Here is an 11,454-nt window from a genome sequence, read left to right on the forward strand (position 1 = left end):
ATATCGACCAGTGACGACAAATACCGCAAATGAGTCATCGGTGCCTGTCTTGTCGACGCCGATCGCCGTGCGAGTCCTGAGACTGTTGTTCGCGGTGTTCGGACTCGCCGCGTTGCTGTGGATCCCGATCCGCGACGCGGCTGATCTCTCTCTGTCGAACTATCTGAGCTACTTCACCATCGAGAGCAACATTCTTGCGGTGATCGTGTTGCTGGTCGGTGCAATTCGAGATCCACAATCGCAGGCGTGGCAGTCGATCCGAGGGGCGGTGACGCTGTACATGGTGATCACCGGCATCATCTACGCCGTCCTCCTGGCGGATATCGACGTCAATTTGAACGATGCCTGGATCAACTCGGCACTGCATCGGATTCTTCCGCTGGTCATGCTGCTCGACTGGGTGTTCTTCGCCTCGAGGCACAGGATCTCCGAAGCACGTTCACTGCAGTGGTTGCTGTTCCCGGTCGTGTACGGCGTGTACACGTTGATCCGAGGCTCGATCGTCGACTGGTATCCCTACCCGTTCATGGATCCGCGCCACCAGGGCTATCTGGCCCTGTTCATCGGGTTTGTCGTGCTGGCCATCGCGATGGCCCTGATGGCGTTGGCAGTCAATGCCGTCGGACGGTTGGGCGCCGGGCTACGGGGCCGGAACGCTCCGCAGCCCTAGCCCGTTTCCGGTGGAGATCACCTGATCGAGTCGGTCGATGTTGGGGTGCTTGCCCGGGTTCGCCCGCGCGTCCTCGGTGTGTTCGGCGAAGATCGTCAGTCCTGCTGTCGCGGCTTCGGGTGTCAGTGCGCCGTAGACCGCGGCGAGATGGTTGTACACCTTGACCGAGCCGGACTTTCCGGGCTTGTTCTCCACGGTGTCGATGACGTTTCCGTCGGCGTCGAGTACCTCGATGGCGGCCAGATGATCGATGGCGGGCAGTGCTGCAAGATTGTCGGCAAAAGTCATGGTCGACAGATTACGGGTGCGCCCGTGAAAGCCGGTGCCGGGCGAGCGCCGTCGTGCGCGGATTTCCGGTGTCGATATAGTCGCAGCACATCGTTTGCACACCAGCATCGTTTGTATTCGAAGGGGACAATGATGGCTTCGGCATTGTGGCACGGGTTCGCGGACATGGGCGCTGTGGAGAAGAACGGCGCGTTTGTCGTCTCACGCGGTGAGGGCGCGTACATCTGGGACCGCGAGGGCACTCGGTATCTGGATGCGACGGCGGGCCTGTGGTTCACCAATGTCGGGCACGGGCGCACCGAGATCGCGGATGCGGTGGCGGCTCAGTTGTCGAAGATCGCTCATTTCTCCAACTTCGGTGATTTTGTTCCCGAGACCACGCAGGTGTTGGCCGAGCGTCTGGCGGCCATCGCGCCGGTTGCCGGGAGCAAGATCTTCTTCACCTCGGGTGGTTCGGATTCGGTGGACACTGCGGCGAAGCTGGCTCGCCGGTACTGGCACGAGGTGGGGCAGCCGGAGAAGACGATCATTGTCGGACGCCAGAAGGCGTACCACGGAATGCATGTTGCGGGAACGGCTTTGGCTGGTATTCCGGTGAACCGTGAGGGTTACGGCGAGCTGATGGCGGATGCGGCGACCGTCGGCTGGGACGATGCGAAGAGCCTGCTCGAGTTGATCGAGAAGATCGGTGCGAACAAGATCGCGGCGTTCTTCGCGGAGCCGATCATCGGTGCGGGTGGGGTGTATCTTCCGCCGGAGGGGTATCTGGCCGAGGTGCGTGACATCTGCCGTGAGCACGACATCCTCTTTGTCGTGGACGAGGTCGTGACCGGTTTCGGCCGGATCGGTGGTGAGTGGTTCGCGTCCACCCGTTTCGATTTGCAGCCCGACATGATGACCACGGCAAAGGGTTTGACGTCGGGTTACGTGCCGATGGGTGCGGTGTTCATCGCGCCGCGGGTGGCGGAGCCGTTCTATGCCGGTTCGTGGTGGCGCCATGGGTACACCTACGGCGGGCATGCCGGTGCTGCTGCGGCGGCGATGGCGAACCTCGACATTCTCGAGCGTGAGAATCTGCTCGCGGAGTCGAAGCGTTTGGAGGCGTCGTTGCATACGCATCTGCAGCCGCTGGCCGAGCATCCGCGGGTGGCGGAGGTTCGTAGTGGGCTCGGTGCGGTCGCGGCTGTGCAGTTGGCTGATCCGGCGGAGGCGTTGCCGTTCGTGAAGACGCTTCGCGAGCATGGTATTTCGGGTCGCGCTGCGGGTCAGGGTGCGATGCAGATTTCGCCGACGTTCGTGATGACCGACGATCAGGTCGCGGAGATGGCCGCGGGGATCCTCGCAGCCCTCGGCTGATGTCAGCTGCGGCGCCGAAAGAGTTTCTCGATTCGGCGCCGCACTGCGTTGGGCGCAGGTTCCAGTTCCAGAACCTCTTGCTCCGACTGCTTGGCGTACGCCTGGGTGTAGCGCTCGTGTAGCACCGAGCGAATCTCGTCCGGAGAGTAGGCCCGACGCTGGCGTTCGCCGCGCGCAACGAGGACCCCGGTGGCGGCAATGCCCATGGCACCGGCGAGGCCGACCAGTTTCCATACGTGCGAGGCGCGCAGAGGAGTCGTGAGTTTCATCCCTCTACGCTAGAGGCATGGACCGACGATTGCTTTCGCAGGTGAGTCTCGACGAGGCCGCCGCCGCGACCCGCACGGGTGACATCTGGATCTTCCGCGGAGAGTCGACGGCCGATCGAGCCATCCAGACGCTGACCAACAGCCCGGTCAATCACGTGGGAATGTCGGTGGTGATCGACGACCTCCCACCGCTGATGTGGCATGCGGAACTCGGTCACTCGCTGCAGGACATGTGGACCGGACGCTTCCAGCGTGGTGTCCAACTGCACGATCTGAGATCGGCGGTTCAGGTGTGGGGCGCCAAGTACGGTCAGCGCGGATGGTTGCGCCAGCTCGACCACGAGATCACCCGTGAGCAGGAAGACGCTCTGCTCAAGACGATCGCGCGACTGGACGGCGCGCCGTTCCCGTCCACGGCCAAGCTCGCCTCACGCTGGTTCGGAGGCCGGATCCCGAAGCTGCGCAAGAAGTCCGACGTCTCCGCGGTGGCCGTCGAAAGCGCCTACTGCGCCGAAGTTGTTGCCAAAACCTATGAGTCGATGGGTCTGCTTGTCGGTAATCGTCGTATCAACTGGTTCGATCCGGGCAAGTTCTGGAGCGGCGATCAACTGCCGCTTGCACCCGGAGTTGCCCTCGGCGACGAGATCTCGGTGTCGCTCAGCGCAGGCGATCTCGAAGCCGGACGTAATCCGGCCGGGTACTCACAAGGTTCGTGACGGCTCGGCAACCACACGTCCGCCGACTTCGAGCCACCCTTCCGGGGAGAACGTGGTGTGCAGTACCGATCCGCGTCCCTGGGTGATGAGGAGCGATTTCCTCAGTCGGTCCGTGATGCGCAAAGCTGCCGATCCGGTTGCCTCGTCCTCGGCGATTCCCATCACGGGTGCGAACATACGTGCGCGGATCGCAGCTTCGAGCTTGTCCTGCCAGGCCCACAGATACGAATGATCCGCCTCGTAGTCGGACGGATCGGCGCCGATGACCTCGTCGACCGTGTCCATCGGGTAGATCGCGAATTCCGGTGCCCATTCGGCACGGGCGCGTACCCACGTGAGAGCGCCGGATTGGCGGACGTCGACCCTGCCGGCTGGAACGTCGAGGGAGGTCACGCGGCGGCCCTGCTCGCTCAGCCACCACGTCGCCCCGACGGTGGGGTGCCCGGCGAAGGGGAGTTCTGCTGCCGGAGTGAAGATCTGAGCCCGGGCACGCGAGACGCCGTCTTCCGGGACGTCGATGAAGATGGTCTCGCTGTAGTCGAGTTCCTTCGCAACGGCTTGTCGATCCGATTCTGCAACCGTGGATGCGTCGACGATTCCCAGCGGATTGCCGTGCTTGCCGTTTTCGTCTGTGAAGACCCGGACCACACTCACCTCGATACCCATCGGTCCACCCTAGCGCGCGAAAAGCCCTCCCCACCGTCATGGTGGGGAGGGCTCGTCGAACTGCAGTCAAGTACGAGGATCAGACCTGTGCGGCAGAGAGGATTTCGTTGGCTTCGACAGCCTGTGCGACGCCCGCGACGATGGAACCGGCGCGGATTGCTTCGAAGATGACCTCGCGGTCGACACCTTCCTGGCGGAGGGTGTTCTCGTGAGCTTCGAGGCAGTGGTTGCAGCCGTTGATCGCGGACACTGCAAGCGACCACAATTCGAAGTCGGCCTTGTCGACGCCCGGGTTGCCGATGATGTTCATCCGCAGGCCGGCACGAAGATCGTCGTACTTACCGTCGAGGTAGCCCTTGGTGCGGTAGAAGACGTTGTTCATGCCCATGATCGACGCTGCGCCGAGAGCGGCGTTGTACGCCTCTGCCGACAGGTTGTCGGCAGCCTCGGATGCAATCTCCTTGAGCGTGGACGCAGACTTGGTGGCTGCGGCCGTTGCGAGGAGTGTTCCCCACAACTGCTGCTCGTTCAGGACCGTCGTGCGCGCAATGGAACTCAGGTTGAGCTTGAGGTCCTTCGCGTACTCGGGAAGCGAGTTCTTGAGGTTCTCGACGCTCATACTCAGACGCTCGCAGTCAGGAGCTCGCCGGCGTTGATGGTCGGGTCGCCCTTCTTCCAGTTGCATGCGCACAGCTCGTCGCTCTGGAGAGCGTCGAGGACGCGGAGAACCTCGTCGACGTTACGGCCGACGGAACCGGCTGTGACGGAGACGAACTGGATCTCGTTGTTGGGGTCGACGATGAACGTCGCGCGGTCTGCAACGCCGTCAGCGTTGAGGACGCCGGTGGCCTCGGCAAGCTCGCGCTTGAGGTCCGAGAGCATCGGGAAGGGGAGGGTCTTGAGCTCCTCGTGCTGTGCGCGCCACTGGAAGTGCACGAACTCGTTGTCGACGGAAGCGCCGAGGACCTGAGCGTCACGGTCTGCGAACTCTTCGTTGAGCTTGCCGAATGCAGCAATCTCGGTGGGGCACACGAAGGTGAAGTCCTTGGGCCAGAAGAAGACGATGCGCCACTTGCCTGCGTAGTCGTCACTGGTGACGGTGGTGAAGTAGTCATCGGGCTGCTGGGCATCGACCTTGGACAGGTCGCCGCCGATGACAGCCGTGAGGTTGTAAGCGGGGAACTGGTCGCCGATTGTGAGCAGAGCCATGTGTCTCATTCTCCTACGTGTCTCGTGAACAGGAATTTCTTCGCACACGATCTGGCTGTTCGGATTGTGACGGCCGAACGTGCTGGATCGAGAGGGTTTGTCACCGTCAGCGGGTCGGACGGTTTCGACTGAACTGTCGAGGTTGTGACCGGCGCTTTTTGGTATGAGTCCATTCTGCATCAAACCGTTCAAAAGGTAAAGGTGATGGGTGGCACTACACTGATAGGCATGTCTGATCAGACTTATCAACCTTCCTTGTCACAGCTGCGTGCCTTTGTGTCGGTGGCGGAGTATCGGCACTTCGGCACTGCCGCAGCACGTTCCGGTGTGAGCCAACCCACACTGTCGCAGGCGCTGGCGGCTCTCGAGGCGGGGTTGGGAGTCAAACTGATCGAGCGCAGTACCCGACGCGTGCTCGTGACCGCGGACGGCCAGCGCCTACTCGGTCAGGCCAAGCAGATTCTCGAAGCTGCCGATGGATTTGTCGCGAGCGCCGCCGGCTCCGGCGACTCTCTGACCGGACCGCTACGCATCGGGCTGATCCCCACCGTTGCGCCCTACATCCTTCCGGGGTTGCTGCCCGAGCTACGCGAGAAGTTGCCGTCGTTGGCGCCGCAAATAGTCGAGGATCAAACGGCGCGCTTGCTTGATGCACTGCGATCGGGAGCGCTCGATGTCGCTGTGTTGGCGTTACCCGCCGGAACACCCGGCCTGGTGGAAGTTCCTGTGTACGAAGAGGATTTTGTGATGGTCGTGCCGAACGATCATTCTTTGGCCGGACGCGTCGATCTCACGGCGGACGTGCTCGACGCGCTGCCGTTGCTCTTGCTCGACGACGGCCACTGCCTGCGTGATCAGACGTTGGATCTGTGCCGTTCCGTGGACGCTCATCCTCTTGCCGGTGACACGCGGGCGACCTCCCTTGCAACGGTCGTGCAGTGTGTGGCCGGGGGACTCGGGGTGACTTTGGTCCCGGAATCTGCTGTTGCAGTGGAGGTTCGACGCGGGGATTTGTCGACGGCGCGCTTCGCGTCGCCGGCTCCAGGTCGCACGATCGGCGTCGTGTTCCGCTCTTCGAGTGGTCGAGCAGAAGGATTCCGCCAGCTGGCTGAGCTGGTGAAATCTGTTGCGCCGGGTAAGAAGTGCCTCGATCGCACCGCGATTGTCGCCGGGGCAGATTCTGTTTGATCCATTCGGATCGATATTTTCCAGGTTGGGCTCCGGAGACGCCGAAGGATCAATACAGTCTCGACCGGAACCAGTGATCGAGGCTGATCATGTCTATCTGGTGCATGTCGAGACCCAGCTGGGCAGCTACGTTCACTGCGTCGGCGCGGGGGATAGAGTTCTGAGGCAGAGTCCAGTTGGTCTCCCGCGCATGATGCTCGAGAACGTCGATGACTGTCCGTGGGGCAGGTTCGTTGACGTGAAGTGTTGAGCCGTAGCGAAATTGCTGTTCTGTCGACAGTGCGTGGATAGATCGCGCGAGTAGGTCTACGTCGACTACTGACAGGACCGCATTACCGTCGTCGATGATCGAGTCGAGTCGAGAGACAATTCGCGTCAGGGTGGGCAGAAACCATCTGTCACCGGTTCCGTACACGAGGTGGGGCCGGATGACCAGGCCTCCGGCGTCGCGCACGAACTTCTCGGCGAGAGCGCGCGTGCGACTGGCAGGTGAGTGTGGTTTGAGAGGTGCGCCGTCGACCGGCAAGTCTCGAAAGGGGCCTGGCCCGTACACGGCCGCGGTGCTGACGTAGAGCAACCGTTCGACGCCGACGGCGGCGGCGACCGACGCAACGTTCCGTATGCCGTGTTGGTTGACGTGAACGCACTGTTGTTCGTCGTCGCCCACGTACGACACGCAACAGATGACGGTAGACGCCTGACTCATTGCACCTCGTAGAGAAGCGCTGTCGTTGATGTCGCCGATCGCGGTGGCAATACCGTAGCGGCTGAGTTGTTCGGCTGCGTTCTCCGTGCGAACGAAACCGATTGCAGCGTTCCCGTCCCGGGAAATTAGCTGGTTCATCACCGCCGAGCCGATGAAACCCGCGGCCCCGAGTACCAAAGTCGTCACGGTGTGTCCGTGTCGAGAGCGTTGCTGCCGGGCCTTTCGACGTATCGTTGAGACACATTCCGTTGGCAACGAGAGCTGGGTTGATCATGCAGGAGCGTGCGGTCCTCACGCGCCAGGCCGTCATTTTGGGTGCTGCTAAGAGCTTCGAGAAGTTCGGGTACTCCGCCAGTCTGGGCACGATCTTGCAGCATGGGGGTGTGTCCAAAGGTGCGATGTATTTTCATTTCGCGTCGAAGGAGGAGCTTGCGCACGCGGTCATCGCTGCCCAGCACGGTATGGCGATGGAGGGTACCCGGCGGGTTGCTGCGCATTCCGACATCGCGGTCGAAACCCTGGTGCTCGTCTCGCAGGAGATGGCTCGGCAGCTTGTGACCGAGCCCATCGCGCGAGGTGGCATGCGTTTGACGATGGAGATCGGCAGTATTCAAGGTCCCATCGAACAGCCGTACCTCGACTGGATCGAGGCTATCAAGCAGGTGGCAACCCAAGCGGCCGAAGCCGGCGATATCGTACCGGGCACCGACATCGACGCGTTGGCTCGGTTTGTCGTGGGATCGTTCACCGGAGTGCAGATTCTCTCGGAAATGCTGACGGGCCGAACCGACCTGTACGAGCGGTTGAGTCAGATGTGGAACTTGGTGTTGCCAACTATCGTCCGCGAGGACAAGTTGGCGCATGTCATGCAACTGGCGTCGCTTGCACCGCGAGAGTGGGAAGCTCCGAGCGTGTGACGTGGACGACGCGACGAGAAGAACGTGGTCACCCTTTCTCACAATCGGTCCGCAACTGTAAGTTCAAGTTCCGCGGTGGTTTCCTGTTCTTGAGTGAACCGAACGCGGTGCACATGGCCTGAGGTGTCAAGGGGGGTCGTTGACACCTCGCACGGCGTTTCCCATTCGGTGAACCTTGGAAAGACCGCCGAGAGTGAGGCGATACTTGTTGCTGGGTTGCCGATGTGGAATCGCACGGCTTGCCGAGCGGCCTCGAAAAGGATCATTCCTGGGATGTGGTCGACGGGGTGGTCGAAAAGGGAGTGGTTGCGCGGATCTGGCGCGCAGAACATCGTGTGCCGAGCAGGATCAGTGCTGATGAGCACATCTGCATCGGTTAAGCGTCCGACTCGGTCCGATCCGACCACCGCGGTTCCGGTGGGAAGGATGCGTTGGCTTTGGCGGTGATCTTCGCGTCCCCGCCGAATTCGGCGGTATCCCTCGGGGCTGACTCCTCGCGCGACAGCGTTGCACTTGGCGACATGCCGAGCGCCTTCCCGGAGGATTCCGGATACATCGACGCCCGAGACCGCTCCGTCGCGGTGGGTGAGGTTGTCCACTGTCATCGAGAAACTCAACGGCTCCGCTACCGGTTGCACGTCGAGTGCATCCAACATCTCGAAGCGGAATGTTTCCATGAGGAACTTGTAGTGCAGTGGAATGTCGTATCGGGTGTGGCAGAGAAGCACCACTGCCTGTCGAAATGCTTCTGCCACCCCGAGCGGATCGTGTTTCTCACTCGATGCGTCGAATATCCGGTGCGAGATCGGGAGCTGCACAGCAACCTGGTACCCCGAGTTCGATTCGAGCTGATAGTCCGTCAAGAAAACCTCGGCAACAGCATGTCTGTGGACGAGATGGCGCGGCACTGTGCGTGTGTATTCCATTGATTGAATGCACCTTTCGATGTTCACTCGAGACTTCGGTGTCGTGGTGGACCTAATGTTCGACGTCCGGGGACGTCGTCGAATCGTCAAAATTGACGATCTTTGCGAAGGTCGAACTCGATCGGGGTGAGCGTCCGTCTCAATGAGTGCCCGTCCCGATGAGTGGCTGGGGCACTTCCTGCTAGAAGCGTCCGATCCGAAGTTCCAGTGGTTGTCTGCGTGCGTCGTGGCCGGAGCGGTGGAGCATCCCGCAGGCCTCTATCTGGGAGTGCACCCCCAGCTTCTGCAAGATGCTTCGGATGTGGGCGCGAACCGTGGTCGGGGCAATGTGGGCGGTTCGGGCAATCGAGTCGACATTCGAACCGCCGTGGAGGAGGCCCGCGATTTCGAACTCGCGATCCGTGAGACTGCCGATTCGTGCGGTTTCTTCGGTGCGCAACCGGATGCGTTGTACGAGAGAGGACTTGTCGTGTGCAAGCTGAGTGGAATTGGGGTCGAGAGCGGCCTGTAGCTCATCGAGCAGCGATGAGAACGGTAGTTGAGAGTTGAGCGCGGTGTGGGCGCCCGCCGCGAGCCCCCGAACCATGGAGTGGCCGCCACTGAGATCGCCGACCAGGATCGATCCCTCGAGTGCGGAGAGCTCCTTCACCTGCCAATCGACGCCCCCGAATGGTAGGAGAACAAGCGCTCTACCGTGATCGCTGGTGTGGTGCTCTAGCAGACTCATATCTGCGGTCGGTGTCCCGGAATCAGCCCTCGCGCTGATTCCGGCAGCGATTGCTTCGGCGAACCTTCGATCGCTATGAGTGGTGTACACGGTGACTGTGCTGGTGTGCGTCATAGCGACTACACCACCGGTGGAAGTCCAGTCCGCTCCGCTCTCGTCACGGCGCAACCAAAACCGTTGGTTTCAGCGTGGTTTCGTCGGCGGGCTACCCCTGCGCGACGCCGGTAACAGCGATATCGGACGTGCCCGTCCGCCCAGAGAAACTCGCGCGTTCGACGGAGTACCGGCCTGGGCCTTGGGCGGATTCCATGAGTCGTTGCACCACAGGGCTTCTGAGTCGCGGCGAATTGATTCCGCGGCGTCCCCGAAGTTGGAATCGAGGAGTTGTTACTTTGCGACGATCACTGCTCCGGGATTGAGTATTCCCAGCGGGTCGAGCGCATCCTTGACCTTGCGATTGAGGGCCATGACGTCTTCACCCAACTGGGACGGCAGCCAGTCGCGCTTGAGCCGGCCGACCCCGTGTTCGCCGGTGATCGTGCCACCGAGGGCAATGGCGAGATCCATCACCCGTCCGAAAGCGATCTGTGCGCGTTCCGTCATATCCGGGTCAGCGGGGTCGAACACGATGAGCGGGTGTGTGTTTCCGTCCCCGGCATGCGCGACCGTGCAGATCAGGACGTCGAGGTCGTCGGCGATGGCTTCGACGCCGGTCACCAACTGGGGGAGTGCGCGCATGGGAACGCCCACGTCTTCGAGAAGCAGACTCCCCATCGCGAGCACTGCGGGGAACACAGCTCGCCGAGCCGCTGCAAACGCGTCACCTTCGGCCTGGTCGTCGGTCGCGAATACCTCAGTGGCTCCGTTGTTTTCGCATGCCTGAACGATGGTCTCGATTTCCAGCACGCCTGCCGCGCCGGGTGCGTCGGACTGCGCGAGCAGCAATGCGTGAGCCTTGCGGTTCAGACCCATGCGCACCGAATCCTCGACGGCATTGATGCTGGCATGATCCATGAACTCGAGCATCGCCGGACGCATGTTGCTGGTGATCGCCAAGACCGCGTCGGCAGCTTCCTGCACCGAGTCGAACGAGGCCACGACGGTCGATGCGGGCGGTTGTGCCGGAATCAGACGCAACGTGATTTCCGTGATGATGCCGAGAGTGCCCTCACTGCCCACGAACAGTTTGGTGAGTGAGAGTCCGGCAACGTCTTTGAGAAGTGGGCCACCGAGGCTGACCGCTGTCCCGTCTGCCAGGACGACCCGAAGTCCGAGAACGTAGTCGGTGGTAACTCCGTACTTGACGCAGCAGAGCCCGCCGGCGTTGGTAGCGGCATTGCCCCCGATGGAACAGATTTCGAAGGACGACGGGTCGGGTGGGTACCAGAGTCCGTGCTCTGCGGCGGCTTTCTTGACCTCGGCGTTCATCAAGCCGGGCTGAGTAACCGCCACCCGGGCGACCGGGTCGATCGTGATCTTTCGCATTCGCTCGGTGCTGACCACGATGCAACCGTCGACGGCGCTGGATCCACCGGACAGGCCTGAGCCTGCACCTCTGGGAACCACCGGAACGCGGTGGGCGGTTGCCCATCGCATCACGGTTTGGATGTCTTCGGTGCACGTTGCGCGAACCACGGCAGCGGGGTGGCCCGCGGCCGGGTCGGCGGCCCAGTCCTGGCGGTAGCCCGCGGTCACGTCCGGATCCAGCAGGACGGCTCCCTCGGGGAGCGCTGCTACAAGTTCGTCCATGGCGTGGGAATTTTCAACCGTCATCACTCCATCATGCGTCCCGCAGCGCCGCTGAGGTCCTGACTTG

14 protein-coding genes are annotated in these 11,454 nt (G+C 61.9%); 5 read left to right on the forward strand and 9 right to left on the reverse strand.

Annotated features, from left to right (window positions below; genetic code table 11):
* Positions 1-40 precede the first annotated feature (40 nt).
* A complete protein-coding gene (locus ACFT1A_RS03085) occupies positions 41-670 on the forward strand; it encodes a Pr6Pr family membrane protein (protein WP_378445795.1) in 630 nt (209 codons plus the stop codon).
* On the opposite strand, the gene ACFT1A_RS03090 is transcribed toward ACFT1A_RS03085, so the two are convergent.
* Positions 641-958, reverse strand: a complete 318-nt coding sequence (locus tag ACFT1A_RS03090) for a DUF2322 family protein (RefSeq protein ID WP_378445796.1) — start codon at positions 956-958, stop codon at positions 641-643. The genes ACFT1A_RS03085 and ACFT1A_RS03090 overlap by 30 nt on opposite strands.
* A gap of 132 nt (positions 959-1,090) precedes the next feature.
* On the opposite strand from ACFT1A_RS03090, the gene ACFT1A_RS03095 reads away from it, so the two are divergent.
* Positions 1,091-2,314, forward strand: coding sequence for an aspartate aminotransferase family protein (locus ACFT1A_RS03095; RefSeq protein ID WP_058039339.1), 1,224 nt, complete (start codon positions 1,091-1,093; stop codon positions 2,312-2,314).
* 2 nt (positions 2,315-2,316) lie between these two features.
* Here the strand turns inward: ACFT1A_RS03095 and ACFT1A_RS03100 are convergent, their stop codons facing one another.
* The gene (locus ACFT1A_RS03100; protein WP_378445797.1) at positions 2,317-2,583 is read right to left on the reverse strand and encodes a hypothetical protein; all 267 of its coding nucleotides are present in this window, start codon (positions 2,581-2,583) and stop codon (positions 2,317-2,319) included.
* A 17-nt stretch (positions 2,584-2,600) separates the two neighbouring features.
* Between ACFT1A_RS03100 and ACFT1A_RS03105 the strand changes: the two genes are divergently transcribed.
* Entirely contained in the window at positions 2,601-3,299 is a 699-nt protein-coding gene (locus ACFT1A_RS03105; RefSeq protein ID WP_378445798.1) for a hypothetical protein, read from the forward strand.
* Here ACFT1A_RS03105 and ACFT1A_RS03110 read toward each other — a convergent pair.
* From ACFT1A_RS03110 to ACFT1A_RS03120, 3 genes are all read right to left on the reverse strand, one after another.
* A complete protein-coding gene (locus ACFT1A_RS03110) occupies positions 3,285-3,965 on the reverse strand; it encodes a PhzF family phenazine biosynthesis protein (protein WP_378445799.1) in 681 nt (226 codons plus the stop codon). The two genes, ACFT1A_RS03105 and ACFT1A_RS03110, sit on opposite strands and share 15 nt — an antisense overlap.
* A 79-nt stretch (positions 3,966-4,044) precedes the next feature.
* Complete coding sequence (locus ACFT1A_RS03115; RefSeq protein ID WP_003942122.1) at positions 4,045-4,584, reverse strand: carboxymuconolactone decarboxylase family protein; 540 nt, start codon at positions 4,582-4,584, stop codon at positions 4,045-4,047.
* A gap of 2 nt (positions 4,585-4,586) precedes the next feature.
* On the reverse strand, positions 4,587-5,174 hold the full coding sequence (locus tag ACFT1A_RS03120; RefSeq protein ID WP_003942119.1) for a peroxiredoxin: 588 nt from the start codon (positions 5,172-5,174) through the stop codon (positions 4,587-4,589).
* A gap of 228 nt (positions 5,175-5,402) precedes the next feature.
* Between ACFT1A_RS03120 and ACFT1A_RS03125 the strand changes: the two genes are divergently transcribed.
* Complete coding sequence (locus tag ACFT1A_RS03125) at positions 5,403-6,362, forward strand: hydrogen peroxide-inducible genes activator (RefSeq protein WP_378445800.1); 960 nt, start codon at positions 5,403-5,405, stop codon at positions 6,360-6,362.
* A gap of 49 nt (positions 6,363-6,411) precedes the next feature.
* Here ACFT1A_RS03125 and ACFT1A_RS03130 read toward each other — a convergent pair whose 3' ends face one another.
* Positions 6,412-7,254: an NAD-dependent epimerase/dehydratase family protein gene (locus ACFT1A_RS03130; RefSeq protein WP_378445801.1), complete on the reverse strand. Its 843-nt coding sequence runs from the start codon at positions 7,252-7,254 to the stop codon at positions 6,412-6,414.
* An 86-nt stretch (positions 7,255-7,340) separates the two neighbouring features.
* On the opposite strand from ACFT1A_RS03130, the gene ACFT1A_RS03135 reads away from it, so the two are divergent.
* Positions 7,341-7,985 (forward strand): ScbR family autoregulator-binding transcription factor, encoded by a 645-nt coding sequence (locus ACFT1A_RS03135; protein ID WP_378446112.1) that lies wholly within the window; start codon positions 7,341-7,343, stop codon positions 7,983-7,985.
* A 38-nt stretch (positions 7,986-8,023) separates the two neighbouring features.
* Here the strand turns inward: ACFT1A_RS03135 and ACFT1A_RS03140 are convergent, their stop codons facing one another.
* The 3 genes from ACFT1A_RS03140 to ACFT1A_RS03150 form a co-directional block, all read right to left on the reverse strand.
* Positions 8,024-8,911, reverse strand: a complete 888-nt coding sequence (locus ACFT1A_RS03140) for a ScbA/BarX family gamma-butyrolactone biosynthesis protein (protein ID WP_378445802.1) — start codon at positions 8,909-8,911, stop codon at positions 8,024-8,026.
* A gap of 181 nt (positions 8,912-9,092) precedes the next feature.
* Positions 9,093-9,752 (reverse strand): response regulator transcription factor, encoded by a 660-nt coding sequence (locus ACFT1A_RS03145; RefSeq protein ID WP_378445803.1) that lies wholly within the window; start codon positions 9,750-9,752, stop codon positions 9,093-9,095.
* 273 nt (positions 9,753-10,025) lie between these two features.
* Complete coding sequence (locus tag ACFT1A_RS03150; protein ID WP_378445804.1) at positions 10,026-11,411, reverse strand: FAD-binding oxidoreductase; 1,386 nt, start codon at positions 11,409-11,411, stop codon at positions 10,026-10,028.
* Positions 11,412-11,454: the final 43 nt, after the last annotated feature.

This window comes from Rhodococcus sp. NPDC057135 (assembly GCF_042670865.1).
Lineage (GTDB): Bacteria > Actinomycetota > Actinomycetes > Mycobacteriales > Mycobacteriaceae > Rhodococcus_F.

What these genes read in the sequence shown, in the direction of transcription:
- ACFT1A_RS03090 (WP_378445796.1), bottom strand. Translation starts at nt 958, where the DNA reads ATGACTTTTGCCGACAATCTTGCAGCACTGCCCGCCATCGATCATCTG.
- ACFT1A_RS03095 (WP_058039339.1), top strand. Translation starts at nt 1,091, where the DNA reads ATGGCTTCGGCATTGTGGCACGGGTTCGCGGACATGGGCGCTGTGGAG.
- ACFT1A_RS03100 (WP_378445797.1), bottom strand. Translation starts at nt 2,583, where the DNA reads ATGAAACTCACGACTCCTCTGCGCGCCTCGCACGTATGGAAACTGGTC.
- ACFT1A_RS03105 (WP_378445798.1), top strand. Translation starts at nt 2,601, where the DNA reads ATGGACCGACGATTGCTTTCGCAGGTGAGTCTCGACGAGGCCGCCGCC.
- ACFT1A_RS03110 (WP_378445799.1), bottom strand. Translation starts at nt 3,965, where the DNA reads ATGGGTATCGAGGTGAGTGTGGTCCGGGTCTTCACAGACGAAAACGGC.
- ACFT1A_RS03115 (WP_003942122.1), bottom strand. Translation starts at nt 4,584, where the DNA reads ATGAGCGTCGAGAACCTCAAGAACTCGCTTCCCGAGTACGCGAAGGAC.
- ACFT1A_RS03120 (WP_003942119.1), bottom strand. Translation starts at nt 5,174, where the DNA reads ATGGCTCTGCTCACAATCGGCGACCAGTTCCCCGCTTACAACCTCACG.
- ACFT1A_RS03125 (WP_378445800.1), top strand. Translation starts at nt 5,403, where the DNA reads ATGTCTGATCAGACTTATCAACCTTCCTTGTCACAGCTGCGTGCCTTT.
- ACFT1A_RS03135 (WP_378446112.1), top strand. Translation starts at nt 7,341, where the DNA reads ATGCAGGAGCGTGCGGTCCTCACGCGCCAGGCCGTCATTTTGGGTGCT.
- ACFT1A_RS03140 (WP_378445802.1), bottom strand. Translation starts at nt 8,911, where the DNA reads ATGGAATACACACGCACAGTGCCGCGCCATCTCGTCCACAGACATGCT.
- ACFT1A_RS03145 (WP_378445803.1), bottom strand. Translation starts at nt 9,752, where the DNA reads ATGACGCACACCAGCACAGTCACCGTGTACACCACTCATAGCGATCGA.
- ACFT1A_RS03150 (WP_378445804.1), bottom strand. Translation starts at nt 11,411, where the DNA reads ATGACGGTTGAAAATTCCCACGCCATGGACGAACTTGTAGCAGCGCTC.